This is a genomic window from Rhodococcus phenolicus, from assembly GCF_001646785.1.
Lineage (GTDB): Bacteria > Actinomycetota > Actinomycetes > Mycobacteriales > Mycobacteriaceae > Rhodococcus > Rhodococcus phenolicus.
The window spans coordinates 20,965-46,453 of sequence record NZ_LRRH01000061.1; the positions used below are offsets into that span (position 1 = coordinate 20,965).

The 25,489-nt window shown below is 69.2% G+C and carries 25 protein-coding genes; 10 read left to right on the top strand and 15 right to left on the bottom strand.

Going from position 1 to position 25,489, the window contains the following annotated elements:
• Positions 1 to 114 precede the first annotated feature (114 nt).
• On the top strand, positions 115 to 1,512 hold the full coding sequence (locus A8G15_RS17225; RefSeq protein WP_068162401.1) for a sugar porter family MFS transporter: 1,398 nt from the start codon (positions 115 to 117) through the stop codon (positions 1,510 to 1,512).
• A gap of 68 nt (positions 1,513 to 1,580) precedes the next feature.
• Here A8G15_RS17225 and dxs read toward each other — a convergent pair whose 3' ends face one another.
• From dxs to A8G15_RS17250, 5 genes are all read right to left on the bottom strand, one after another.
• Entirely contained in the window at positions 1,581 to 3,515 is a 1,935-nt protein-coding gene (gene dxs / locus A8G15_RS17230; protein ID WP_068162094.1) for a 1-deoxy-D-xylulose-5-phosphate synthase, read from the bottom strand.
• Between the two features lie 270 nt (positions 3,516 to 3,785).
• Positions 3,786 to 5,363 carry an MDR family MFS transporter gene (locus A8G15_RS17235; RefSeq protein WP_425415101.1) on the bottom strand — a complete coding sequence of 526 codons (1,578 nt, stop codon included), beginning with the start codon at positions 5,361 to 5,363 and terminating at the stop codon, positions 3,786 to 3,788.
• Complete coding sequence (locus A8G15_RS17240) at positions 5,363 to 5,824, bottom strand: MarR family winged helix-turn-helix transcriptional regulator (RefSeq protein WP_068162097.1); 462 nt, start codon at positions 5,822 to 5,824, stop codon at positions 5,363 to 5,365. The genes A8G15_RS17235 and A8G15_RS17240 overlap by 1 nt, the downstream gene beginning before the upstream one ends.
• 132 nt (positions 5,825 to 5,956) lie before the next feature.
• Positions 5,957 to 7,249: a class I SAM-dependent RNA methyltransferase gene (locus A8G15_RS17245; protein WP_068162100.1), complete on the bottom strand. Its 1,293-nt coding sequence runs from the start codon at positions 7,247 to 7,249 to the stop codon at positions 5,957 to 5,959.
• Positions 7,246 to 9,246, bottom strand: a complete 2,001-nt coding sequence (locus A8G15_RS17250; protein ID WP_068162103.1) for an APC family permease — start codon at positions 9,244 to 9,246, stop codon at positions 7,246 to 7,248. The genes A8G15_RS17245 and A8G15_RS17250 overlap by 4 nt, the downstream gene beginning before the upstream one ends.
• A gap of 197 nt (positions 9,247 to 9,443) precedes the next feature.
• Between A8G15_RS17250 and A8G15_RS17255 the strand changes: the two genes are divergently transcribed.
• Complete coding sequence (locus A8G15_RS17255; RefSeq protein WP_068162406.1) at positions 9,444 to 10,109, top strand: potassium channel family protein; 666 nt, start codon at positions 9,444 to 9,446, stop codon at positions 10,107 to 10,109.
• 13 nt (positions 10,110 to 10,122) lie between these two features.
• Entirely contained in the window at positions 10,123 to 10,776 is a 654-nt protein-coding gene (locus A8G15_RS17260; RefSeq protein WP_068162108.1) for a potassium channel family protein, read from the top strand.
• A gap of 7 nt (positions 10,777 to 10,783) precedes the next feature.
• On the opposite strand, the gene A8G15_RS17265 is transcribed toward A8G15_RS17260, so the two are convergent.
• Positions 10,784 to 11,446, bottom strand: a complete 663-nt coding sequence (locus A8G15_RS17265) for a DUF3159 domain-containing protein (RefSeq protein ID WP_068162111.1) — start codon at positions 11,444 to 11,446, stop codon at positions 10,784 to 10,786.
• A 95-nt stretch (positions 11,447 to 11,541) separates the two neighbouring features.
• Entirely contained in the window at positions 11,542 to 11,916 is a 375-nt protein-coding gene (locus A8G15_RS17270; protein ID WP_068162113.1) for an OB-fold nucleic acid binding domain-containing protein, read from the bottom strand.
• A gap of 136 nt (positions 11,917 to 12,052) precedes the next feature.
• Here A8G15_RS17270 and A8G15_RS17275 point away from each other — a divergent pair, with 136 nt between their 5' ends.
• Both A8G15_RS17275 and A8G15_RS17280 read left to right on the top strand, forming a co-directional pair.
• Positions 12,053 to 12,781 (top strand): alpha/beta fold hydrolase, encoded by a 729-nt coding sequence (locus tag A8G15_RS17275; protein ID WP_068162116.1) that lies wholly within the window; start codon positions 12,053 to 12,055, stop codon positions 12,779 to 12,781.
• Between the two features lie 23 nt (positions 12,782 to 12,804).
• Positions 12,805 to 14,190 carry a WS/DGAT domain-containing protein gene (locus A8G15_RS17280; protein ID WP_068162119.1) on the top strand — a complete coding sequence of 462 codons (1,386 nt, stop codon included), beginning with the start codon at positions 12,805 to 12,807 and terminating at the stop codon, positions 14,188 to 14,190.
• A 202-nt stretch (positions 14,191 to 14,392) separates the two neighbouring features.
• Here A8G15_RS17280 and A8G15_RS17285 read toward each other — a convergent pair whose 3' ends face one another.
• Both A8G15_RS17285 and dut read right to left on the bottom strand, forming a co-directional pair.
• The gene (locus tag A8G15_RS17285) at positions 14,393 to 15,214 is read right to left on the bottom strand and encodes a DUF3710 domain-containing protein (RefSeq protein ID WP_068162120.1); all 822 of its coding nucleotides are present in this window, start codon (positions 15,212 to 15,214) and stop codon (positions 14,393 to 14,395) included.
• Position 15,215: 1 nt separating this feature from the next.
• Positions 15,216 to 15,686 (bottom strand): dUTP diphosphatase, encoded by a 471-nt coding sequence (dut, locus tag A8G15_RS17290; RefSeq protein WP_068162123.1) that lies wholly within the window; start codon positions 15,684 to 15,686, stop codon positions 15,216 to 15,218.
• 41 nt (positions 15,687 to 15,727) lie between these two features.
• On the opposite strand from dut, the gene A8G15_RS17295 reads away from it, so the two are divergent.
• Positions 15,728 to 16,231, top strand: coding sequence for a DUF3093 domain-containing protein (locus tag A8G15_RS17295; RefSeq protein ID WP_245687879.1), 504 nt, complete (start codon positions 15,728 to 15,730; stop codon positions 16,229 to 16,231).
• Between the two features lie 59 nt (positions 16,232 to 16,290).
• Here the strand turns inward: A8G15_RS17295 and A8G15_RS17300 are convergent, their stop codons facing one another.
• The gene (locus tag A8G15_RS17300) at positions 16,291 to 16,593 is read right to left on the bottom strand and encodes a DUF4193 domain-containing protein (protein WP_068162126.1); all 303 of its coding nucleotides are present in this window, start codon (positions 16,591 to 16,593) and stop codon (positions 16,291 to 16,293) included.
• Positions 16,594 to 16,971: 378 nt separating this feature from the next.
• Here A8G15_RS17300 and cei point away from each other — a divergent pair, with 378 nt between their 5' ends.
• Positions 16,972 to 17,655: an envelope integrity protein Cei gene (gene cei, locus A8G15_RS17305; protein ID WP_068162128.1), complete on the top strand. Its 684-nt coding sequence runs from the start codon at positions 16,972 to 16,974 to the stop codon at positions 17,653 to 17,655.
• A gap of 3 nt (positions 17,656 to 17,658) precedes the next feature.
• On the opposite strand, the gene A8G15_RS17310 is transcribed toward cei, so the two are convergent.
• Positions 17,659 to 18,498: an inositol monophosphatase family protein gene (locus tag A8G15_RS17310; protein ID WP_082899975.1), complete on the bottom strand. Its 840-nt coding sequence runs from the start codon at positions 18,496 to 18,498 to the stop codon at positions 17,659 to 17,661.
• 190 nt (positions 18,499 to 18,688) lie between these two features.
• Between A8G15_RS17310 and ppgK the strand changes: the two genes are divergently transcribed.
• Complete coding sequence (gene ppgK / locus A8G15_RS17315; RefSeq protein ID WP_068162131.1) at positions 18,689 to 19,465, top strand: polyphosphate--glucose phosphotransferase; 777 nt, start codon at positions 18,689 to 18,691, stop codon at positions 19,463 to 19,465.
• 135 nt (positions 19,466 to 19,600) lie between these two features.
• The gene (locus tag A8G15_RS17320) at positions 19,601 to 20,980 is read left to right on the top strand and encodes an RNA polymerase sigma factor (protein WP_068162134.1); all 1,380 of its coding nucleotides are present in this window, start codon (positions 19,601 to 19,603) and stop codon (positions 20,978 to 20,980) included.
• 66 nt (positions 20,981 to 21,046) lie between these two features.
• Here A8G15_RS17320 and A8G15_RS17325 read toward each other — a convergent pair whose 3' ends face one another.
• The 3 genes from A8G15_RS17325 to A8G15_RS17335 all read right to left on the bottom strand — a co-directional run bounded on the left by A8G15_RS17325 (position 21,047) and on the right by A8G15_RS17335 (position 23,199).
• Entirely contained in the window at positions 21,047 to 22,255 is a 1,209-nt protein-coding gene (locus A8G15_RS17325) for a cation:proton antiporter (protein ID WP_068162137.1), read from the bottom strand.
• 9 nt (positions 22,256 to 22,264) lie between these two features.
• Positions 22,265 to 22,747, bottom strand: a complete 483-nt coding sequence (locus tag A8G15_RS17330; protein WP_068162142.1) for a cation:proton antiporter regulatory subunit — start codon at positions 22,745 to 22,747, stop codon at positions 22,265 to 22,267.
• 107 nt (positions 22,748 to 22,854) lie between these two features.
• On the bottom strand, positions 22,855 to 23,199 hold the full coding sequence (locus A8G15_RS17335; RefSeq protein ID WP_068162144.1) for a DUF952 domain-containing protein: 345 nt from the start codon (positions 23,197 to 23,199) through the stop codon (positions 22,855 to 22,857).
• A 218-nt stretch (positions 23,200 to 23,417) separates the two neighbouring features.
• Here A8G15_RS17335 and A8G15_RS17340 point away from each other — a divergent pair, with 218 nt between their 5' ends.
• Positions 23,418 to 23,618, top strand: a complete 201-nt coding sequence (locus A8G15_RS17340) for a DUF7455 domain-containing protein (protein ID WP_068162148.1) — start codon at positions 23,418 to 23,420, stop codon at positions 23,616 to 23,618.
• Between the two features lie 112 nt (positions 23,619 to 23,730).
• On the opposite strand, the gene A8G15_RS17345 is transcribed toward A8G15_RS17340, so the two are convergent.
• A complete protein-coding gene (locus A8G15_RS17345; protein WP_068162151.1) occupies positions 23,731 to 25,455 on the bottom strand; it encodes a DEAD/DEAH box helicase in 1,725 nt (574 codons plus the stop codon).
• Positions 25,456 to 25,489: the final 34 nt, after the last annotated feature.

The following is a 25,489-nucleotide window of genomic DNA, read 5'->3' on the forward strand; positions in this document are numbered from 1 at the left end:
ACCGCACGGTGATGCGCCGTCGTTGTCTAATCCGGCCTGTGATCGGGTACTGCGGGCGTAGCGTGAAATTCGTCTCGCAGCGCGGCAGCGATGCCCGAGGAAAGCAGGTGGCCGATGACGCAACCCTCCGGTGGGCACGCAGCCAAGGTCATCGCCGTGACCGTCGCCGCGGCGGTCGGCGGATTCCTGTTCGGATTCGACAGTTCCGTCATCAACGGGGCCGTCGACTCGATCCAGGGGAACTTCGGGCTCGGCGACTTCTTCACCGGCTTCGTGGTCGCGATCGCCCTGCTCGGCTGCGCGGTCGGTGCCTGGTTCGCCGGTGAACTCGCCGACCGGTGGGGCCGCAAGAAGGTGATGCTGCTCGGCTCGGCGCTGTTCACCGTCTCCTCCATCGGATCCGGACTCGCGTTCAGCGTCCCCGATCTGATGCTCTGGCGTGTGCTCGGCGGTGTCGGCATCGGCATCGCCTCCGTGATCGCCCCGACGTACATCTCCGAGATCGCTCCCGCCCGCTATCGCGGCAGCCTCGCCTCGTTGCAGCAGCTCGCCATCACCGTCGGTATCTTCGCGGCCCTGCTGTCGGATGCGGTGCTGCAGAACGCCGCCGGCGGGCCGTCGAACGATCTGTGGTGGGGTCTCGAGGCGTGGCGCTGGATGTTCCTGGTCGGCGTCGTCCCCGCAATCGTGTACGGGGTTCTGGCACTGATGATCCCGGAGTCCCCGCGGTTCCTGGTGGGCAAGAACCTCGACCGTGAGGCCGCGGAGATCCTCGCGAACATCACCGGCGAGCTCGAACCGCACGAACGCGTCCACGAGATCCGTCTGACCTTGCGCCGCGAGTCGACCCGTTCGTTCGGCGACATCCGCGGACCGCGGTTCGGACTGCAGCCGTTGGTGTGGATCGGCATCATCATGGCGATCTTCCAGCAGTTCGTCGGTATCAACGCGATCTTCTACTACTCGACGACACTGTGGAAGTCGGTGGGATTCAGCGAGAACCAGTCGTTCACGACCTCGGTGATCACGTCGGTGATCAACGTGGGGATGACGTTCGTGGCGATCCTGTTCGTCGACCGCATCGGCCGGCGCATCCTGCTCATGATCGGCTCGATCGGGATGTTCGTGAGCCTGCTGCTCGCCGCCGTCGCGTTCTCGCAGGCCGTCGGCGAAGGCGAGAACGTCGAACTGCCCAGCCCGTGGGGTGCGGTCGCGCTCGTCGGCGCCAACATGTTCGTGGTGTTCTTCGCCGCCACGTGGGGACCGATCATGTGGGTGATGCTCGGCGAGATGTTCCCCAATCGAATGCGCGCGGTCGCACTGGGTTTGAGCACGGCCGCGAACTGGCTGGCGAACTTCACTGTCACCCTGGCGTTCCCGCCGCTGACCAACACCGTGGGACTGTGGTTCCTCTACAGCCTGTTCGCGCTGTTCGCGCTCCTGTCGTTCTTCTTCGTCCGCGCGAAGATCCCGGAGACGAAGGGTATGGAACTCGAGGACATGCACGCCTGACGTCGCAGCGGTCCCCGAAAAAGTCGATCCCCGGGCCGTGGCCCGGGGATCGACTGCCGTTTCACGAGTCAGCCGACGCCGCGCTTGCGCTCCTCGACCGATTCCGCCGGGTCGGCGGAGTCGAGACCGGCGACCCATCCGGTGATGCGCCGAGCGACGTCCTGCGCGGTCAGCCCGAGCTCCTGGTGGATCTGACCGCGGGAGGCGTGGTCGAGGAAACGTTGCGGCACACCCAGTTCCCGGGTGGGCACGTCGATGTCGGCGTTGCTCAGCGCCGCCGCGACCGCGGATCCGACGCCGCCGTGCACGCCGCTGTCCTCGACGGTCACCACGACACGGAAATTGCGGGCGAGTTCGGTCACCGCGGCCGGCACCGGGAGCACCCACCGCGGGTCGACGACCGCTGCGGTGATGCCCTGCTGTGCCAGGCGTTCCGCGGTTTCGAGTGCCAGGCCGGCGAATGCGCCGACCGCGACGAGCAGTACGTCGCCGCTGCGTCCCTCCGGCATCCGCAGCACGTCGACGACACCGTCGACCCGTTCGAGTGCCGGAATGTCCTCGCCCACCGCGCCCTTCGGGAATCGTACGGCGGTCGGCCCGTCGTCGATCGCGAGTGCCTCGCCGAGTTCCTCGCGCAGCGTCGTGCCGTCGCGCGGCGCCGCCACACGCATACCCGGCACCATTCCCAGGAGCGAGAAGTCCCACATGCCGTTGTGGCTGGCGCCGTCGGCGCCGGTGATGCCGGCACGGTCGAGCACGAGGGTGACCGGCAGCTTCAGCAGCGCGACGTCCATGAGCAACTGGTCGAACGCGCGGTTGAGGAACGTCGAGTACACCGCGACCACCGGGTGCATGCCGCCCAGGGCCAGGCCGGCAGCGGAGGTGACCGCGTGCTGCTCGGCGATACCGACGTCGAACATCCGGTCGGGGAACCGTTCTCCGAACTTCGCGAGCCCGGTGGGTCCGGCCATCGCGGCGGTGATCGCGACGATGTCGCTGCGGTCCTGCGCCTGCGCGATGAGTTCGTCGGAGAACACCGACGTCCAGTCCGGTGCCGATGTCGACGAGGTGGACCGGCCGGTGCGCGGATCCATGATCCCGGTCGCGTGCATCTGGTCGGCCTTGTGGTTCTCGGCCGGAGCGTATCCGGCACCCTTGCGGGTGACCGCGTGCACGAGCACCGGCCCGCCGTACGCCTTGGCGCGGCGCAGGGCCCCTTCGAGGGCGAGTTCGTCGTGTCCGTCGACGGGACCGAGATACTTGATGCCCAGGTCGGTGAACAACACCTGCGGGCTGACCGCGTCCTTGATCCCGGCCTTCATCCCGTGCAGCACGGAATATGCAGCCGGACCGATCCACGGCAGCTTCTTCACGAAGCGGCGGCTGTTGTCGAGAACCTTCTCGTAGCCGGGCTGGAGCCGCAGGGCCGCCAGATGGTCCGCGAGCCCGCCGATCGTCGGCGCGTAGGAGCGGCCGTTGTCGTTGACGACGATCACCACCGACCGGTCCTTGCCGGCGGCGATGTTGTTGAGCGCTTCCCAGCACATGCCGCCGGTGAGCGCGCCGTCCCCGACGACCGCGACGACGGTGCGGTCGCGCCGGCCGCTGAGCGCGTACGCCTTGGCCAGGCCGTCCGCGTAGGACAGGGCCGCCGACGCGTGCGACGACTCGACCCAGTCGTGTTCGCTCTCGGCGCGGCACGGGTAGCCGGACAGGCCGCCCTTCTGACGCAGCGTGTCGAAGCCGTCGGCACGACCGGTGAGGATCTTGTGCACGTAGGCCTGGTGACCGGTGTCGAACAGGATCGGGTCGTGCGGTGAATCGAAGATGCGATGCAACGCGAGAGTCAGTTCGACGACACCGAGGTTCGGACCGAGGTGACCACCGGTGGCGGAGACCTTCTCGACGAGGAATCGACGGATCTCACCGGCGAGCTCCTTGACCTCGGCGGGCGTGAGCCGCCGCACGTCGTCGGGCGACTGGATGCGGGAAAGGACACCCAACTGGTTCTGCTCCCTCCGGCTCGACTCGCGCGACGCCGCGCGAGCGGTTCCACTCAGTCTACGGAGCGCGCGGGGCACTCCCGTCCTCACACCTCCCCCACGGCGGGTCTCACACCGAGGTCATCGTCTCAGCGGAGGGTCATCGTGAGGTACATCACAGCCTATGCCCCTCCGGACATCGGCTCCGCGCGACGAGACAGCGACGCCGCGCACCTCGCGTGATGTTCGCGTGGTGCGCGGCGTCGACCGCTCCGACCGATAGCCCCGGCATCAGGACACTGCCACGGGCTCCTTCTCCTCCGGGACCATGTCGATGGTGGTCCGGAGCTGCCGCTTCGGGATCAGGGCGACCGCGACGAGGGTCACGACCGCGAACGCGGCGGCGACGAGGAACAGCCGGCCGGTGGCGTCCCCGTAGGCGCCGCGGATGATCGCCGCGATCGGCTCCGGCATCGCGGCCAGGTCGAGGTTGCCGCCCCCGTCACCGGAGCCGGCGTCGATCCCGAGCTTCGCGAAGCCCTCGGCCGACAGGGTGGCGACCCGGCTGGCGAGGATCGAGCCGAGGACGGAGACGCCGATCGCACCGCCGAAGGTCCGGAAGAACGCGACCGAACTGCTGGCCGCACCGATGTTGCGGACGCTGACGGTGTTCTGCACCGCGAGCACCAGGTTCTGCATGAGCATGCCGGTGCCGAGGCCGACGATCGCGATGTATCCGCCGATCAACCACAGCGACGTCGCGTGATCGATCGTGCCCAGCAGCGCGAATCCGGCGAACTGCAGGACGGCGCCGCCGATCAGGAATGCCTTCCACTCACCGAATCGGGTGATGAGCTGGCCGGAGACGACGGACGAGACGAGCGTGCCCAGGACCATCGGAATGGTCAGCATGCCGGCTTCGGTGGGGCTGAAGCCGCGTGCGGTCTGGAAGTACTGACCGAGGAAGGTCGTGGCACCGAACAGGCCGATACCGACGGCGATGGAGGCGATGATGGCGAGCCCGGTGGTGCGCTCGGTGATGATCTTCAGCGGGATGACCGGGTCGGCCACCTTCGACTCGACGATCACGGTGGCGACGAGCAGGGCGAGGCCGACGATCACGTACACGGCCGATTCGGTGGACAGCCACTCGAAGCTCGAGCCGGCGAACGAGACCCACACCAGCAGGACGCTGACACCGGCGGTGAGCAGGGTCGCGCCGAGCCAGTCGATGCGCACGTCGCTCTTGCGTTCGGTGGTCATGTGCAGAGTGCGCTGCAGCAGCACCAGCGAGAGCACGGCGATCGGCACGCACACGTAGAAGCACCAGCGCCAGCCGAGGGGGCTGTCGACGATGACGCCGCCGAGGATCGGGCCGCCGGACATGGCCACCGCCATGACGGCGCCCATGTAACCGGAGTACCGGCCCCGGTCGCGCGGCGGGATGATCGTGCCGATGATCGCGACGACGAGTGCGGTCAGGCCACCCATGCCCAGGCCCTGGACGACACGTGCGGCGAGCAGCACCGGCACGTTGTGGGCGACACCGGCGAGGATGGAACCGGCGACGAAGATCACGATCGCGGACTGCACGAGTGTCTTCTTGTTGAACAGGTCGGCGAGCTTGCCCCAGATCGGGGTGCTGGCGGCGTTCGCGAGCAGCGCGGTGGTGATGACCCACGCGTACTGGGTCTGGCTGCCCTGCAGGTCACCGATGATGGTGGGCAGGGCCGTCGCCACGATGGTGCTGCTGAGCATCGCCGTGAACAGTGCGGCGAGGAGACCGGCGAGTACCTCGAGGATCTCCCGGTGGGTCATCGAGTCACCCGGGTGTGCCCCCGGTGCGACTCCGTGCGTTGTCTGGGTCATCAAGCGGTCCTTCGTGCGTTATCGGTGAGAACGGGCGCAAGCGTGTCGTTGAGGCGACCGAGAATTCGGAGCGCCGCGTCCGTTTCGGCTTCGTTCCAGTCGGCGAGGGCTTCGCCGAGCCGTGCGGCGCGCCGGCTGCGGACTCCCCGCAGCACGTCGGCGCCCGCTTCGGAGACCCGCACCCGGTGGGCGCGTTTGTCGTCGGGGTCGGGATGTCTTTCGATGTAGCCCCGCTCGACGAGTTCCCCGATCTGGCGACTGAGGGCGGATTGGCTCACGCACATCTCGGCGGCGAGTTCGCTGGGCCGGCATTCGCCGGTACGCCACAGCAGGAAGAGAACTCCCGCCAGTGCGGCGGGCAGCAGGTCGTCGTCCATGTGCGAGAGCGTGGTCCGAAGCGTGCGGCCGAGCACGAAGATCACATCCATCAAGGCGCTCGCCGTGTCCGGGGGAACCGCCATCCGACTACTCCGTTCGAAAATCAATTGCTTGCGTCATGCAACTATACGTTAGTTGATTGCTGCAAGCAATTACCCACAAAACGGACAGAGCCCGGCACGGGGCAGCCGTACCGGGCTCTCGTCGTTCGACGATCAGCGTGTGAACAGGGCCACGCACTCCACGTGGTGCGTGGACGGGAACGCCGCGAACACCCGCAGGTCGGCGAGTTCGAAACCGTGGGAGCGATACAGCCCGACGTCGCGGCCGAAGGACGCGGCATCACACCCGACGTGCACGATCCGCTCGGGACCTGCCGCCGCGATCGTCTCGATCACCTCACGGCCGGCACCCGCCCGCGGCGGATCCAGCACCACCAGCTCGGGACGTGGCAGATCGGCGATCGTCCGCTCGACCCGCGCGTGATGGAACCGCACCTGCGGCAGATCGGCCAGCGCGAGCGCGCCGTCGTCCACGGCTCCGCGCGAGAACTCCACCGACTCGATCCGGCCGCTCTCGCCGACCCGCTCGGCCAGCGCTGCCGCGAACACCCCGACTCCGCCGTACAGGTCCCAGGCCGTCGCTCCCGCGGAAACATCGGCCCACTCCCCCACGACCGCCGAATAGGTCGCCGCGGCGCCGCGGTGCGCCTGCCAGAAGCCCGTGGCGGACAGGGTCCACTCGCGCGTCCCCACCCGCTCGACGGGCCGGCCCGACCCCTCGATCACCTTCTCCGCGCGCGGTGCGCTCGCCGCCGCGCGCCGCGCGGACGTACCCCGGCGGCCGGGACTGCGTCGGCCCGTCCGCGAGACGTGCGGAGGCGCGATCTCCACGACGTGCCGCTCGCCCTCCGCGTCCAGCACCACCTGCAGTTCGGCGCCGGGCTGCCACACCCGGTCGGTCAGTCCGGCATAGGCCCGCGCCTCGATCTGCGGGCACGCGAGGTCCGTCTCCACGTCGTGACTGTGATGTCGCCGGAAGCCCGGGTTTCCGGCCCGGTCGACCGCCAGGCGCACCCGGGTCCGCCACCGGGTGCCGTCGGGAGCGCCCCCCGGAAGCAACTCGACCTCGACCGCGCGCTCGACACCGCCCAGCCGCCGCAACTGTTCCGCCACGACCGCCGCGCCGATCCGCTGCTGCGCGGGCACGCTCGCGTGGGACAGATCGCAGCAACCGGCGCCGCCCGGCCCGGAGATCGGGCACACCGGGCTCACCCGGTCCGGCGACGCCTCCAGGATCTCGACCGCGTCGGCGAAGCAGAACGACCCGCCGCGATCTTCGGTGACGACCGCGACCACCCGCTCGCCGGGCAGCCCGTGCCGCACGAACACGACCCGCCCCTCGTGTCGCGCGACGAACGAGCCTCCGTGGGCGGGATTCCCGAGGATCACCTCGATCCGGCGACCTGACCAATCCGTACCGGGGACCTGCCGTTCGTGCCGGCTCACCGCTGTTCCTCCTGATCGTCGATTCCGCGACGTACGGCGCCGGGCGCCGCGTCGATTCGTTCCTTGCGCACGCCTGCCGAGGAGTGCAGCTGCCAGGGCACGCTGGTGACCATGACCCCGGGCTGGAAGAGCAGCCGGCTCTTCAGGCGCAGCGCGCTCTGGTTGTGCAGGATCTGTTCCCACCAGCGCCCGACCACGTACTCGGGAATGAACACGGTCACCACATCACGCGGCGAGTCGCGCCGGACGCGCTTGACGTACTCGAGCACCGGGCGCGTGATCTCCCGGTACGGCGATTCGACGACCTTGAGCGGCACCGTGATGTCGCTGCTCTCCCACTGGCGCACCAGCTGCCGGGTGTCCGCGTCGTCCACGTTCACGGTGACCGCCTCGAGCGTGTCCGGCCGGGTCGCCCGCGCGTAGGCGAGGGCGCGCATCGTCGGATGGTGCATCTTCGAGACGAGCACGATCGAATGGGTGCGGCTCGGAAGCACCCCGTTCCACTCGGTGTTCTCGAGTTCCTCGGCGACGCTGTCGTAGTGCCGGCGGATCGCCTTCATCAGACCGAAGATCGCCACCATCGTCACGATGGCGATCCACGCGCCGGCGACGAACTTGGTGATCAGCACGATCACCAGAACGGTCGCGGTCATGATCAGGCCGATCGTGTTGACCACGCGCGAACGGCTCATGCGGCGGCGCTGCACCGGATCGGTCTCGGTCGCCAGGTGCCGGGTCCAGTGCCGGATCATGCCGGTCTGGCTCAGCGTGAACGACACGAACACCCCGACGATGTAGAGCTGGATCAGGTGGGTGACCTCGGCGCCGAACACCCACACGAACACGATCGCAACGCCCGAGAGGAACAGGATGCCGTTGCTGAACGCGAGCCGGTCGCCACGGGTGTGCAGCTGGCGCGGCAGGTACCGGTCCTGCGCCAGCACCGACGCGAGCACCGGAAACCCGTTGAACGCGGTGTTGGCGGCGAGCACCAGGATCAGGGCCGTGACGATGGTGATCAGGTAGAAGCCGAGCGGGAAGTTGTCGAAGACGGTGGATGCGAGCTGGGCGATGAGCGTCTTCTGGTGGTAGTCGTCCGGCGCGCCCTGCAGCTGGGTCGCGGGATCCTCGGCGATCACGACGCCCACCTTCTCCGCGAGCACGATGATGCCCAGCAACAGGGTGACCGCGATGCCACCGAGGAGCAGCAGGGTGGTCGCCGCGTTGCGCGACTTGGGCTTACGGAAGGCAGGCACGCCGTTGCTGATCGCCTCGACCCCGGTCAGCGCGGCACAGCCGGAGGAGAACGCGCGCGCGATGAGGAACGCGAACGCGATGCCGGTCAGGTCCGAGTGCTCGGCCGTGAGTTCGAACGCGGCCGATTCGGCCTGCAGGTCCTCCCCCAGGACGAAGATGCGGGTCAGGCCCCACACGAGCATGGCCAGCACACCGATCATGAACGCGTAGGTCGGAATGGCGAAGGCGGTGCCGGCCTCGCGGAGGCCGCGCAGGTTGACCGCGGTCAGGATCGCGATGGCGGTGATCGCGAACAGCACCTTGTGCTGCGCGACGAACGGCACCGCCGAGCCGATGTTCGCCGCGGCCGACGAGATCGACACGGCGACGGTGAGCACGTAGTCGACCATCAGGGCGCTGCCGACGGTCAGGCCGGCGGTCGGGCCGAGGTTGACCGTCGCGACCTCGTAGTCGCCACCACCGGATGGATAGGCATGCACGTTCTGCCGGTAGCTGGCCACGACGACGGCCAGCACGATCGCGACCATGACCCCGATCCACGGGGCGAAAACGAACGCCGACATGCCTGCGATCGACAGGACGAGGAAGATCTCCTCGGGCGCGTACGCCACCGACGAAAGGGCGTCCGACGCGAAGACCGGCAAGGCGATTCGCTTCGGCAACAGGGTGTGGCCGAGCGTGTCGCTCCGGAACGGCCTCCCCAACAACAACCGCTTCGTGGCGGTCGAAAGTTTGGACACTCGCAAAGCGTAAGCCGTCCCGCGGACGATCGACCGCGGACCCGCTCCGCTGCCCGATATGGTCGGATCCCGAAGGACCGCCGGACCGGAAGTACACGCATCCGTCACCCGGAGCGGTACGGTTTCGGTTCGGCAACTCCGGCGATCCCGGATGATCGACGTTGCCGGTCGGGCGCAACAGCGGAACGGAGTCGAACGTGTTCGTGGTGGTCATGGGATGTGGCCGTGTGGGATCGTCGCTGGCCGCGGCCCTCGTCCGGCTGGGGAACGACGTCGCCGTCATCGACCGGGACCCGAGCGCCTTCCTGCGCCTGGGCCCCGACTTCCCGGGAACGACGATCGTCGGAATGGGATTCGACCGGGACGTACTCGTCCGGGCCGGAATCGAACGCGCCGACGCGTTCGCCGCGGTGTCCTCCGGTGACAATTCCAACATCATCTCCGCGCGTGTGGCGCGCGAGACATTCGGCATCGAGCGGGTCGTCGCCCGCATCTACGACGCCAAGCGCGCGGCGGTCTACGAACGCCTCGGCATCCCCACGGTCGCGACCGTCCCGTGGACCACGGACCGGTTCCTGCACTCGCTCGTCCGCGACGCCGAGACCACCCGCTGGCGGGACCCCACCGGCACGGTCGCGGTCGCGGAGGTCAGCCTCAACGAGGAGTGGATCGGCCGGAACGTCACCGAACTCGAGGCGGCGACGCAGTCGCGGGTCGCGTTCATCATCCGTTTCGGCGCCGGCGTGCTGCCCGACCGCAAGACCGTGCTGCAGGCCGACGACCAGGTGTACATCGCGGCGGTGTCGGGCACCGTCGCCGAGGCTCTCGCCCTGGCCGCGAGCCCGCCCGCCGAGAACGACTGAGAGGACCAGGCCGATGAAGGTGGCCATCGCCGGTGCGGGGGCTGTCGGGCGCTCGATCGCGCGCGAACTCATCCGCAACAAACACGAAGTCATGCTGCTCGAGCGCAAACTCGAGCACGTCGAACCCGAGTCGGTGCCGGACGCGAAGTGGGTCCACGCCGACGCCTGCGAGCTGAGCCTGCTCGAGGCGGCCGAGCTCCAGAGCTACGACGTGGTCATCGCCGCGACCGGCGACGACAAGACCAATCTCGTCCTCAGCCTGCTCGCGACCACCGAATTCGCGGTGTCGCGGGTGGTGGCCCGCGTCAACGACCCGCGCAACGAATGGTTGTTCGACGAGTCGTGGGGTGTCGACGTGGCGGTGTCCACGCCGCGGATGCTCGCGGCCCTCGTCGAGGAAGCGGTCTCGGTCGGCGACCTGGTGCGCCTGATGACGCTGCGCAAGGGTGCCAATCTCGTCGAGATCACCCTGCCGGACACGACCGCGCTCGCCGGGAAACCGGTCCGCAAACTGGCCCTGCCGCGCGACGCGGCACTGGTGACGATCCTGCGGGGCGAGCGGGTGATCGTGCCCCAGCCGGACGATCCGCTCGAGGGCGGCGACGAACTGCTGTTCGTCGCGTCCGTCGAGGTCGAGCAGGAGCTGCGCGAGGCGATCGGGCTCTAGACCACCGTCAGTCGTCGTCGCGGCGCTTCTCGCCACCCGGCAGCGAGCCCTCCTCCGCGGCGACGGCGGGTTCGACGATGCGATCCGCGCGACGCACCGCCCACAGCGTCACCAGCAACACGATCGCGGTCAGCGGCCAGCCCATCCCGATCCGGGCGACCGCGAGCCAGCCGGTGCGGTCGGCGTCGTAGAGGTGGTTCTGCACCAGGTACCGGGCCAGGAACACCAGGGCCCACGCGATCGTCGCGAGGTCGTAGGCGCGCACCGCGTCCCGATGGGCGCGCCACCCGCTGCCGTGGCCGTTGAGCATGCCCCAGATCACGCCGACGAGCGGATAGCGCACCAGCACCGATGCCAGGAAGACCGCGCCGTACGCGAGACTGCTGTAGATCCCGAACAGGAAATAGCCCTTGGCGTCGCCCGTCCGGTGGGCGATGAACGCGCACACCGCGACACCGATGAAACCGGAGACCGCCGGTTGGATCGGGGTGCGCTGTACCAGCCGCCACACCAGCACCGCGGTCGCGACAGCGATCGCCGACCAGATCGCCGCGGTCAGCCCCCATATGCTGTTGACGGGGACGAAGACCAGGACGGGTAGCGTCGAGGACACCAACCCGCTGAATCCACCGAGTTGCTCGAGTACCGTCGGCTGCTTGCTGTCGCTCACTCCTACGAGGGTGCCACAACGCGGTACCGGCGCTTCCGCGCGAGCGTCCGCCCGGATCCTGCCTGCGTGGGGGATCGCCGGGAGGCGGCGACCGATCAGACGCGTTCGCGCAGCTCGTAGTAGGGGTTGTAGATGATCTTCGCGCCGTCGCGTTCACCGAGGCGACCACGTACCAGAATCGTCTTGCCCGGTTCGATGCCCGGGATCCGGCGGCGGCCGATCCACGCGAGCACGACCGCGTCCGTGCCGTCGAACAATTCGGCCTCGACCGTCGCGCTGGCGGCCTTCGAACAGGTCTCCACGCTGCGCAGCCGCCCGAACATCGTCACTTCCTCGCCCCGTGTGCACTCGACGGCCTTGCGGGCACCGGTCGCCTGGGACGATTCGGCGATCTCCTCGGCATCGATGTCCTCGAGGTCCTCGGTCAGCCGGCGGGTCAGTCGGCGGAAGTAACCGGTGGCGGGTGCCATAACAGCGCTCCTGAAACGGGTGCGGCATGGATCGCATTCCGCACGTTGGGGTCTCTGAGGGCCACTGTAGACCGAATCGAGATCCGCAACCACATCCGGTGTGGGGCCCCGGATTCCCGTTCGGCAGTATCGACACATGCCCGATGCCGAACCGACCGCCTCCCCCGTCCGGAACGCTCCGCTGACCGCCGTCGTCCTGCCCGGCACCGGCTCGGATGCACAGTTCGCGGATGCGGCCTTCCGGGTCCCGCTCGAGCGTCGCGGCATCCGCGTCGTCGCGGTCGATCCCGACCCGCGCCGCGTCGTGGACAGCTATCTCGAGGCCCTCGACCGCGAGGCGCGCGCGAGTGCGATCCTGGCGGGCGGTGTGTCGATCGGCGCCGCGGTCGCGCTGCACTGGGCGGCGCACAACCCGTCCTCCGCGTGCGGTGTGCTGGCGGCGCTGCCGGCGTGGACCGGCTCCCCGGAGAACGCGCCCGCCGCGGCCAGCGCCCGGTGGACGGCACACGAATTGCGTACCCACGGACTGGAACCCGTGATCGCGGCGATGGTGGAATCGAGTCCGGAGTGGCTGGGCCGGGAACTGTCCCGATCGTGGCGTGCCCAGTGGCCGGACCTGCCGTCCGCGCTCGAGGAGGCCGCAGCCTTCCACGCCCTCGACACGGATGGGCTCGCGACCGTCACCGTGCCGGTCGGGATCACCGCCGCTGCCGACGATGCCGTCCATCCGGTGGCGGTCGCACAGCAGTGGGCCGCACTGCTCCCCCGTGCCGCGTTGACCACCGTCGGCCTCGACGCCATCGGTACAGATCCCTCCGTGCTCGGAACCGGCTGCCTGTCGGCGTGGGATCGTGTAACCGACTGAGTGGTCCGTGCGATAGCAGCGGCATGTCACCGACATCACAAGTCCAGCCGATCGACGCCGCCTACGTTCTCGAGGCCGATCGCGGTCACCACCTCGACCCCGTGAACTTCTGGGTCTTCGATTCCGGGGCCGAGGTGCCCCCGACCGCTGCGGAGGTCACCGAGCACTTCCGTCGGCGAGCGCCGTTCTACGGGCAGATGAACCGCCGCTTCGTCGGTGTCCCCGCGAACCTGGACCACGCCTACTGGGTGGCCGACGAGCTCCCGATCGAGGAGCGGGTGGTGCACGACGAGCGGGTGGGGCTCGATTGGGCATCGTTGCTGGACGCGATCGACGGCCTGGCGGCCGACGCGCTCGACGCCCGGGCGACCGCCTGGCGGATCGACGTCTTCCACCAGGTCCGTGACGTGCCGGGAGCGACCGCGACCGCGACGGTGGTGGTGTTCCGCGGCAACCACTCGCTGATCTCCGGGCCGATCGTCCATCCCTTGTGGGAGGGCTTCTTCGGCAACGGCACCGAAGCGGTGCACTTCCCGGGGCTGGGACCGGCGGTGCCGCGCGTCAATCGCGCGCTTGCGGCGGCACGTGGAATCGCGCGCGCCCCCCGCGCCGCCGTGCGGTACGTCCGCACGATGCGCGCCGCTGTCCGCGACGCGAAACAGGCACAGGCCGCGGGGATCCCCGGATCGGCACCCCCACCGAACCTCACCCCCACGGGCCTCAACCGCGATCCCGGCGATCGCCGCACCCTGCTCGTCCTCCGGCTGGGCCGGATCGGGCCGCTGCCCCGGAACGTCACGGTGACCGCGCTCGCGCTCACCGCCCTGTCGGTGGCGCTCCAGCGGTATCTCACCGAGACGGACGGGCAGTGCCCGCCCGATCTGACGGCGTTCGTCACCCTGGCGGTCGGTGCGGCGCCCGAGACGCTCGGCGTCAACCGCATCGGCTGGACGGACGTCGCACTGCATCCCGGCATCGTCTCGCTCCCGGAGCGCACCACCGCGGTGCAGGCGTCGCTCGCGGAGGGCCGGGCCGCGGCGACGGCCGCGACCCTGCGCCGCCTGCACGACGCCACCGCGATTCCCTCGTTCCTGCTGCCGATCGAACTCGCCGCGAACCGGCGCCGCCTGCAGGCCCGCACCTCCCCCCGCATGCACACCGTGCTGACCAGCATCCGGGTCGCGGACACCACGCCGTGGGCCATGGCCGGCCGGCGACTGTTGTTCGGTGCCGGCAGCCCGCCCCTCACGTCGGAGGCCGGACTCATCCACGGATTGTTCGGTCTCGGGGACGATCTCACCCTCACGGTGATGACCTCGCCGGACGTCATGCCCGACGCCCAGCGCTACGCCACCCTGCTCGAGGGAGCATTCGCCGAGGTCGCCTCGACGATCCGTCGCGAGGAGTGACCGGACGCGAGAGACGGTGTGCGCCGACGTGGATTCGGTCCCCCGCACGAATCACCGCAGCCGGGAGCACTGTCCCGCGTCAACCTTCGTCCGGCAGGCAGCAGCCGCTCGGGTGCGATCCGCGTCCCGACGCTGCCGCGCCCCTCACATCGACCTGATGGCGCGGTCATCCATCGGGTGAGCTCCAGGCCGGGCGCGCCGCTCAGAAGCCGAGCTGCTGCATGGCCGAGCCGGACTCGCCGCGTCGCGGTCGCGGCGGCTGCGGGGCCGGCGCGGGAGGCGGAGAAACCGGCGCTTCGGGCTGCCGGACCGGGGCCTGCTGCTGCGGGCGCTGCCCCTGCTGAGCCTGCTGCTGGGCCTGCTGTTGCTGGGCTGCCGCGGCGAGCTGCTCGGCCAGGGCCTGCGGAAGCACCACCGGCAGCGGCGTGCGCACCGGGTGCGGATCGGTTCCACGACGGACGATCGTGTCGGCGACGACGGCCCGCGCGATCTCGACCAGCGGCGTGTTCGCGGCAGCCGCACCGGACGGTCCCGCGACGACACAGCGGATCATCCAGCGGTACCCGTCCACGCCGATGAACCGCAGGTCGGCGTTCGGTGTGACGCCGTGCAGCTCACGGCCCCACGGGCCGTCCTCGATGCTCACCGCGGCCTTGTCGTTGCGCAGCGTGTCGGCGAGCTCACCGGCGACCTCGCGCCACTGCCCCGGCGACTTGGGTGCCGCATACGCCGTCACGGTGATCCGGCCGTGCTGGGTCACCAGGTGCACGGCCTGCGGGGCGCCGTTCTGAGCCATCTCGACCTGGATCTGGCCGCCCGGCGGGAGCGGAACGAGAACCGATCCGAGGTCGAGCCGGGTCGTGCCGATCGCGTCCTCACCGATGTCGTCGATGTCGAACGGACCCGTTCCCGGAGCGGGAGCCTCGCCGGAGACCCCGTCGCCGTACTGCTCGTACCCGGCATCGTCGTAGCCCGACTCGTCGTAGGCGGACACGTCGCGGTTCTTCTTGCGGCGTCCGAACATGTCACAAACCTTCCTTGACGAGGCCGGCGTGCCCGCCGCTCGATCCGTAGCCACCTGCACCGCGGGTCGTGTCGTCGAGTTCGTCGACCTCCACGAAGTCCACCAGTTCGACCTTCTGGACGACGAGTTGCGCGATGCGATCGCCGCGTCGCAGTTCGATCGACTTCTCGGGATCGTGGTTGATCAGGCAGACCTTGATCTCGCCGCGATATCCGGCGTCGACGGTGCCGGGGGTGTTCACGACGGACAGGCCGAACTTCGCGGCCAGGCCGGATCGCGGGTGGATCAGCCCGACGGTGCCGACCGGCAGCGCCACCGCGATGCCGGTACCCACCAGCACCCGTCTGCCCGGTTCGATGGTCACGTCGGACGTGGTGCACAGGTCGACGCCGGCGTCACCGGCGTGGGCCCGACGCGGCACGGGGATCCCGGGGTCGAGGCGACGAAGCGGGACGGCTGGTAGGTCGGTCACGTGGACCGAGACTACTCGTGCGGGCGACTACTCTGAACGGCGTGTCTGAATCATCTCGTCCCGGAGCGGCCGCCGCGAGCGTAACCGGTTCCCCGACCTACTCCGAACGTCTGTGGGTGCCGCTGTGGTGGTGGCCCATCGGCTTCGGTGTGGCCGCACTGGTCGCCGCCGAGCTCAACATGGCGGCCCCGGGCATGCCCGACTGGCTGCCCTACGCGGTCCTGCTGGTCGTTCCGGTGTGGATCCTGTGGTGGCTGTCCCGGAAGGAGATCCGGGTGGTCGACGGCGAGCTCGTCGTGGACCGCGCTCACCTGCCGCTCGATCTGATCGCCCGCGGTGTCGCCGTCCCGGCCAGCGCGAAGAGCGCCGCCATGGGCCGTCAGTTCGACCCGGCCGCGTATCTCTCGCATCGGCCGTGGGTGGGCACCATGGCGCTGGTCGTGCTGGACGACCCGGACGACCCGACACCCTATTGGCTGTTCAGCACAAGGCGGCCAGCAGAACTGCTGGCCGCCTTGGGATGTGCGGACACCTCGAAGAGCTGACACGGCCGTGGTCTCCCCGGGGACGCGGGCCGTGTCTCCCGCTGTCCCCGGAACTGCCGTCAGGCCGCGCAGTCCCTACAGATCAGGACGCCGTTCTCCTCGCTCGCCAACCGGCTGCGGTGGTGAACCAGGAAGCAGCTCGAGCAGGTGAACTCGTCGGCCTGCTTCGGGACGACGCGCACCGACAGTTCCTCACCGGAGAGGTCCGCTCCGGGCAGCTCGAACGATTCGGCAGTATCCGATTCGTCGACGTCTACGACCGCGGACTGCGCCTCGTTGCGTCGCGCCTTCAGTTCCTCGAGTGAGTCCTCCGACACTTCGTCGCTGTCGGTTCGCCTCGGTGCGTCGTAGTCAGTCGCCATATCCTCTTACCTCTAGTCCTCGTGCAGGTGCTCTTCCGACGAGCACTGTTCGTGCTCTCCGGCCTGGGCAACGCCCGACTCTCACGGGAAGTTCCCGCCGGTGGTGTCCCGGTCCCGGACATACCCGGAGCTTCCTTTTCCGAACCCTCGTGGCCGCCTCCCTCGACGACCGGGCCGCCGAACAATAGCCGACGGCGGAGCGAATTTCTCAACCGTTTCGCGCGTGTGCACGAATTGACGATCAATTGTCACCAACGCCACAGCAACTCGAGACATTCCTCGGGTGGTTCACCTCGGCGCGGTGCGCCGATCGGCCCGCCACCGCGGCGACCTCTACAGTGATGTCCGCACCGACACCGACACGAGAGGCAGGGCGGCGTGGTTTCCCTGATCACCGAGGGCAGCGCGACGGACAAGCGCGGCCGGCCCTTCGTCCGGCGGCGCAAGGCCCCGGTCGTCGTCCTGTTCGCCATCCTCGCGACGATCATGATCGTCGTGTGGGTCTCGGTGTTCACGTCCTCGGAACCGGTCGCCACCACCGTCGCATGCAACGCCCCACCGACCGCGGCAACCGAACCGGGCGGTCCCACGCCCGCGCCCCTGGGCGAGACGGTGGACCGTTCGACGCTGCTCGACGTCGAACCCGCGCCGGTGGCCGCGACCCGGGTGCGCGTGTTCAACGCCAACGGCGAGCGCGGGCAGGCCACACATGTGGCGGCCCAGCTCGGCGACTACGGTTTCGCGAGCGCACCGGACGTGCAGGCCGGCAACGACCCGGTCTACGTCGATCAGAACATGCAGTGCCACGGACAGATCCGCTTCGGTGCCGCCGGGCTCGCCGCCGCGAGCACGGTGTGGCTGGTCGCCCCGTGTGCCGAACTGATCCAGGACACGCGCACCGACGACACCGTCGATCTGGCGCTGGGCACCTACTCGCGGGAGATCTCCCCCAACGCCGACGCCGAGGAGGTCCTGCAGGCTCTCCGGGAGGCTGCGGTCGACGGGCAGACCGCTCCGCTGGACATCGACCTGCTCGCGGCGGCCCGCACCGCCCGCTGCTGAGCGTTACGTCCGTGCGGTCGTGATCGGGCCGTCCGCTCCGATCTCGCTCAGCAACGCCAGGAACCCGTCGGCGATACCCGGAGCGGCCGCCACGGTGAGCTCCCCACCGGACCCGAACCCGGCGGGCAGCCGGACCGTCGCACCCGCCTCCGCCGCGATCAGCGCGCCGGCCGCCCAGTCCCACGGGTTCAGCCCGTGCTCGTAGTGGGCGTCGATCCGGCCGGCCGCGACCATGCACAGGTCGAGCGCGGCCGCCCCGATGCGCCGGATGTCGCGGACCCGAGGTAACAGTTCGGCAACCAGCCGGCCCTGCCGGGCTCTGCGCCCGGCGTCGTACGAGAATCCGGTCGCGACGAGCGCCAGCCCCACCTCGGTGACCGGGGTGCAACGCAGGAACGAGACGGTGCCGTCCGCGGCCGTGAGCGTCGCTCCGGCACCGAGCGCCGCCGAGTAGGTGTCGCCGGTGGTCACGTCCACGACGGCCCCGGCGACCGAGCACCCGTCGATCTGGGCGGCCACCGACACTGCGAACGCCGGGATGCCGTACACGAAATTGACCGTGCCGTCGATGGGGTCGACGACCCACCGCACCCGATGCGCGCCCACTTCGGAATCGCCGCCGCGTTCCTCGCCGAGGAATCCGTCGCCCGGCCGCAGGTGCGTGAGCCGCCGGCGGATCAGATCCTCGCTCTCGGTGTCGGCGACCGTGACGGGATCGGTGTCGGTCGACTTCGTGCGGACCGCACCGGTCTCACCCGTGGGATCCGTCCCGAACAGCTCGGGCCTGCGGGCACGGACGTGTGCGGCGGCTTCCGTCGCGACCGCCACCGCCACTGTGCGCAGCGCGTCGCGATCGTCGGGTGCGGCCGGGACGGCGTCGTCGAGTCCCCGGGAAGCGCCGAGTCGCTGGAATTCGCTCACCCGCCCATCCGAACACACGCCACGCCTGCGCACCACTCACCTCCCCGCCCGGTTCGCACTAGTGTGACGGCACGAGCGACCCCCGACCCCATCGACGACAGGGAGTTACGAGATGACGCAGGAAACCCGCCCCGATTCGGCGAATCTCGGATTCGGCATCGACATCGGCGGAAGCGGCGTCAAAGGTGGCGTCGTCGACCTGTCCACCGGGCAGTTGGTGGGTGACCGCATCAAGATCCTCACTCCGCAGCCGTCCACACCCGCTGCCGTCGCCGAGACGGTCGCGCAGATCGTCGCCGAGGCCGGCTGGGCGGGACCCGTCGGCCTGACACTGCCGAGCGTGGTGACCGGCGGTATCGCCCGGACGGCCGCGAACATCGACCCGACGTGGATCGGGACCGACGCGCGCGCACTGTTCTCGGCGGCGCTCGGGGGGCGCGAGGTGACGGTCCTGAACGACGCGGATGCCGCCGGCATCGCCGAGGACCGCTTCGGGGCAGCGAGAAATGTGCGTGGTGTCGTCGTCCTGCTGACGTTCGGTACGGGTATCGGTTCGGCGGTGCTGAACAACGGAGTGCTGCTGCCGAACACCGAGTTCGGTCACATGGAGGTCGACGGCAAGGAAGCCGAGCACCGCGCGGCGTCGAAGGTGAAGGAGGACCGGGACTGGTCCTACAAGCGGTGGTCCGAGGAGGTCTCCCGGGTGCTGTCGCGGTTCGAGGCGCTGTTGTGGCCGGACCTGTTCGTCGTGGGCGGCGGGATCAGCCGCAAGGGCGACAAGTGGATTCCGCTGCTGACGAACGTCACGCCGGTCGTCGCGGCCGAACTGCGCAACACCGCCGGCATCGCCGGAGCCGCCTACGCTGCGGAAACCGGCATCACTCCCTGAGTCCGGCACATCGATCGTCACGGCGATCGTTACAATGGTGCACAGCCGGCCGTGAACCCGGCCCGATCCCGAAAGACCTCTCCGCCGGAGCCACTCTGGCGCGACGCCGCACTACCTCGTCACGAAAGGGCGTACGTGGCAGCCACCGACATCCACACCGCTGATTCTCCCGCCGAATCGGCACCCGTCGCGGACGCCGCGGGCACCGCCGCGGACCCTGCGACCGGTACCGCGCCCGCCACGAAGCGGCCGGCCAAGAAGGCCGCGGCGAAGAAGGCACCCGCGAAGAAGGCCGCAGCCAAGAAGGCACCCGCGAAGAAGGCCGCGAAGAAGACCACCGCCAAGAAGGCCGCGGCGAAGAAGGCGACGAAGGGCGCCGGCGAAGACGACTTCGACGGCGACGACACCCAGCTCGAAGACCTCGACATCGGTGACGAGGACCTCGCGGGCACCGAAGAGGTCGTGGTCGAGGACGAGGACCCCGAGGCCGAAGCCGACGAGCCCAGCGAGAAGGACAAGGCGTCCGGCGACTTCGTGTGGGACGAGGAGGAGTCCGAGGCCCTGCGGCAGGCCCGCAAGGATGCCGAGCTCACCGCGTCCGCCGACTCGGTGCGTGCCTACCTCAAGCAGATCGGCAAGGTCGCGCTGCTCAACGCCGAGGAGGAGGTCGAGCTCGCCAAGCGCATCGAGGCGGGTCTGTACGCGACCTTCCGGATGCAGGAGTTCGCCGCGAAGGGCGAGAAGCTCCCGGTGGCCCAGCGCCGCGACATGAACTGGATCTGCCGCGACGGAAACCGCGCGAAGAACCATCTGCTCGAGGCGAACCTGCGTCTGGTCGTCTCGCTCGCGAAGCGCTACACCGGCCGCGGCATGGCGTTCCTGGATCTCATCCAGGAGGGCAACCTCGGTCTGATCCGTGCGGTCGAGAAGTTCGACTACACGAAGGGCTACAAGTTCTCCACCTACGCGACATGGTGGATCCGCCAGGCCATCACCCGCGCGATGGCCGACCAGGCCCGCACCATCCGTATTCCGGTGCACATGGTCGAGGTCATCAACAAGCTCGGCCGTATCCAGCGCGAGCTGCTCCAGGACCTGGGTCGCGAACCCACGCCGGAGGAACTCGCCAAGGAAATGGACATCACGCCGGAGAAGGTGCTGGAGATCCAGCAGTACGCGCGTGAACCCATCTCGCTGGATCAGACGATCGGCGACGAGGGCGACAGCCAGCTCGGCGACTTCATCGAGGACTCCGAGGCCGTCGTGGCGGTCGATGCCGTGTCCTTCACCCTGCTGCAGGACCAGTTGCAGTCGGTGCTCGAGACGTTGTCCGAGCGCGAGGCCGGTGTCGTGCGGCTGCGGTTCGGTCTCACCGACGGCCAGCCCCGCACGCTCGACGAGATCGGCCAGGTCTACGGCGTCACGCGTGAACGCATCCGCCAGATCGAGTCGAAGACGATGTCGAAGCTGCGGCACCCGTCGCGCTCGCAGGTGCTGCGCGACTACCTCGACTAGAGGTTTCCGTTCCGGAATGCGGTCAGGGCCACCCGACAGGGTGGTCCTGACCGCGTTCGGGGGTGGTCAGAGGAGATCCGGCTCGGTGCCGGGTGATGTGGCCGGCTGCCCGGACCTGCGGCTGGTGAGGGCGCGCATCAGGGGTTCGACGACGCGTGCCGCGACCGGACCGAGCACCGCCGTGATCATCACGTACGCGGAGGCGATCGCGGCGAGTTTGCTGTCGACCTGACCGGACGCGACGCCCAAACCCGCGATCACGATGGAGAACTCGCCGCGTGCGATGAGCGCGGTGCCCGCGCGGGCCCGGCCCATGACGGCGATGCCGTGCTGTCGGGCGGCGATCCACCCGGTGGCGAGTTTGGTGAGCGAGGTGACCACGGCCAGCAGGATCGCCCACCCGAGGACCGGTGGGATCGCGGTCGGATCGGTGTTGAGCCCGAAGAACACGAAGAAGATCGCGGCGAACAGGTCGCGCAACGGTTCGAGGACCCGCGACGCATTGTGTGCGGTGGAACCGGAGATGGCGATCCCCAGCAGGAACGCGCCGACTGCGGCCGAGACCTGCAGCGCCGAGGCGATCCCCGCGACGAGCAGTGCCGCACCGAGCAGCTTGAGCAGCAGTGTTTCCCGGTCGGGGCTGTCGAGAACCAGCGAGACGTAGCGGCCGTATCTCAGGACCAGCACGAGGACGACGGTGACCAGTCCGAGCGAGATCGCGACCGCCTCGAGGCCGCCGAGCAGGCTGACACCGGCGAGGATCGCGGTGAGGATCGGCAGGTACACGGCCATGGCGAGATCCTCGAAGACGAGGATCGACAACACGATCGGGGTTTCCCGGTTACCGAGCCGTCCGAGGTCGTCGAGGACTTTCGCGATGATGCCGGACGAGGAGATGTAGGTGACGCCCGCGAGCACGAACGCGCCGATCGGACCCAGCCCGAGCATCAGCGCGAGGACGGCGCCCGGGGTCGCGTTGAGGACGAGGTCGATGATTCCGGCGGTACGGGAGCGGCGGAGGCCGGTGACCAGTTCGCTGGCGGTGTATTCGAGTCCGAGCAGCAGCAGGAGCAGCACGACGCCGATCTCGCTGGCAAGGTGACTGAATTCGCTGATGTCCCCGAGCTGGATGAATCCCCCGTTGCCGAAGCACAGCCCGCCGATCAGATAGAACGGGATCGGGGACATGCCGAATCTGGCGGCGACACGCCCGAGAACTCCGAGCGCGAAGAAGACCGCACCCAGTTCGATGAGTGCGAGGTTGGTCGAATTCATGCGGTCGGATCAGCCGTTCCGCAGGATCTTGGCGGCGGCGTCGAGGCCGTCGACGGTGCCGACCGCCACGAGAATGTCACCTCCGGTGAGGACGTAGTCGGGTTTCGGGGACGGCGCCACCTGACCTGCGCGCATCACTGCGACGACCGAGACGCCGGTGCGGGTGCGCAGCGCGGTGTCGCCCAGGACGCTGCCGTCGAAACGCGAACCTTCGTGGACGTGGAGCTGGCGCGTGATGATCCCGGGCAGATCCCGGTGGTCCTCCTGGAGCTGGGCGACGAGCTGCGGTGCGCCGAGCAGATTGCTCAGCGTCGCTGCCTCCTCGACGGTCAGCGGCAGGGAGGCGGCGCACGCGTCGGGGTCGTCGGCCTTGGAGATGATCAGGTCGGAATGGCCGTCCCGGTGGGTGATGACCCCGATCCGGCGCCCCGACGCCAGCACGAAATCCTTGCGTACCCCGATACCCGGAAGTGGCGTCACATCGACGTTCATCCCGCAAGAGTAGGACTGTGCGGCCACCGTCGGCAGCCCGGGTTCACACCTGTCCGGATTGCCTGGTTATTCGCGGGCACCGGGGAATTCGGTGGATGCCCGGCGATTCACAGGGCGGTGAACCGTCCGTCGGCGTCCGGCTCGTACGGGGTCACGTCCACGACCGCCTCGACGGGCAGCGGACCGTACAGATGCGGGAAGCGCATCGATTCCGGATCGCCGGGCACACCGGGTTCGTATCGCACGGGATCCGGCAGCCGTTCCGGTGCGACGTGGAGCAGGACCAGATCGCGGCGGCCGGCGTACAAGCGGTTCGCCGGCAGATGGACCTGCTCCGGCGTGGACAGGTGGACGAACCCCACGTCCGCCAGCGAGGCCGGAGTCATCGCCCCGTCCCGCTGTGCCGCCGTCCAGTCGTCCCGGCCGCAGATGTGCAGCAGACTCCCGGTCACCGATACTCCTCCCGCTGCGCTGTGAGCGAACAAACACTCGGTATATGTCCACGTCCCGGCGTTTCCGCTGCCCATACGTGAAACACACCACGATCCGGCGCCGACGGGAACAACACATGAACGCACAACGTCTGTCAGAGTAGATCTACCGCGCCACCCCCGGTGCGGCGGACCAGACCCCAGGCGACCGTAGTGGTGGTGGCCAGTTTGGAGGAGTCATGCCCGGTACCTTGACCAGCCCGAAGTTGACCGCTGCCGACCGGTGCGACCGGTGCAGCGCCGCTGCTCGCGTCCGCGCCGTTCTGGCCACCGGTGGTGAGCTGTTGTTCTGCGGCCACCACGCCAAGGAACACACCGACCGGCTCCGCGAGATGGGCGCCACGATCCTCACCGAGGACGACGCCACCGCCACCGTCTGATCCGCCGTCCGGAGCCGCACGGCTTCCGAACCCGACCCGAAGCGGGCACCCACACCGTGGGTGCCCGCTTCGTCGTTCGCGGAGGGTGCCGACCGGTCCGACGGTCGCCCGATCACCAACTGCGCAGCACCGCGATCCGGTCGCGCAGCTGCTCGGCCGTCGCCAGGGCGGTGGGCGGGCCACCGCACTGGCGACGCAGCTCCCCGTGGATGACCCCGTGAGGCTTGCGGGTCCGATGGTGCACGACCGCCACGAGGGAATTCAGATCCCGGCGCAACTGGGCGAGCGTGTCGGCGGTCGCGACGCGCTCGACGACCTGCGGCGGCGGTTCCGGGGCCGCCTGCCGAGGCTTGCCGAGTTGTTCCTCCTGCCGCTGGCGCAGCAGTGCGCGCATCTGATCGGCGTCGAGCAGTCCGGGAAGCCCCAGGTAGTCGGCCTCCTCGTCGCTGCCGGAGAAGGTGGCCGTCCCGAACGAGGATCCGTCGTAGATCACCTGGTCGAGTTCGGCATCCGCACCGAGCGAGGTGAACGCCTTCTCCTCCTCGCCCGGCTCGTCCTTGCGCCGGTTCGCGTCGGCGAGCAGTTCGTCGTCGAAGCCTTCCTTCTCCCGGTGCGGTTTGCCGAGCACGTGGTCGCGTTGGGCTTCGAGCTGGGCCGCCAGGTCCAGGAGCACCGGCACCGACGGCAGGAACACGCTGGCCGTCTCCCCCTTGCGCCGCGACCGCACGAACCGGCCGATGGCCTGGGCGAAGAACAGCGGGGTGGAGGCACTCGTCGCGTACACACCGACCGCGAGGCGCGGCACGTCGACGCCTTCGGACACCATGCGCACCGCGACCATCCAGCGCTGGTCTCCGTCGCTGAACCGGGAGATGCGCTCGGAGGCGGTCGGATCGTCGGACAGCACGACGGCGGGCATCTCGCCGGTGAGGCGTTCGAGGATCTTCGCGTAGGCACGCGCCACCGTCTGATCGGTCGCGATCACCAGTCCGCCCGCGTCGGGCATGCCGCCCGCGCGCAACTGTTCGAGCCGGGTGTTCGCGGCGCCGAGGACGGCGGGGATCCAGTCGCCGTCGGGGTCGAGGGCGGTGCGCCACGCCCGGGCTGTCTGCTCGGCACTGAGCGGCTCACCGAGCCGCGCGGTGAACTCCTCCCCCGCGCTCGTCCGCCACCGCGCCTCGCCGGAATAGGCGAGGAACACGACCGGGCGGACGACGCCGTCGGCGAGGGCGTCGGAGTACCCGTACGAGTGGTCCGCCCTGGACTGCATCAGCCCTTCCTCGTTCGGCTCGTACACCACGAACGGGATGGCGCTGTCGTCGCTGCGGAAGGGCGTTCCGGTCAGGGCGAGACGGCGCGTCGCGTCACCGTAGGCCTCGAGGATGCCCTCACCCCAGCTCTTCGCGTCTCCGCCGTGGTGGATCTCGTCGAGGATGACCAGCGTCCGTCGCGCTTCGGTCCGGACGCGGTGCTTGAACGGGTGCGACGCCACCTGTGCGTAGGTGACGACGACGCCCTGGTAGTCGCTGGACGTCTGGCCGGTCGAGTTCGTGAAGTTCGAGTCGAGGGCGATGCCACTGCGTGCCGCCGACGCCGCCCACTGGTGCTTGAGGTGCTCGGTGGGCGCGACCACGGTGATCTGGTCGACGGTGCGGTCGCGCAGCAACTCGGCCGCGACACGCAGCGCGAAGGTGGTCTTTCCTGCGCCCGGTGTCGCGACGGCGAGGAAGTCCCGCGGTCCGGTTGCGAGGTACTTGGTCAGGGCGCGCCGCTGCCATGCGCGGAGCTGGCCCGCCGGGGCGGAAGTTGTGGCCGTGCCTACGGTTTCGGTGCTCACCGGTTGCTTGTGCTCCTTCTCCGCTCACGATCGG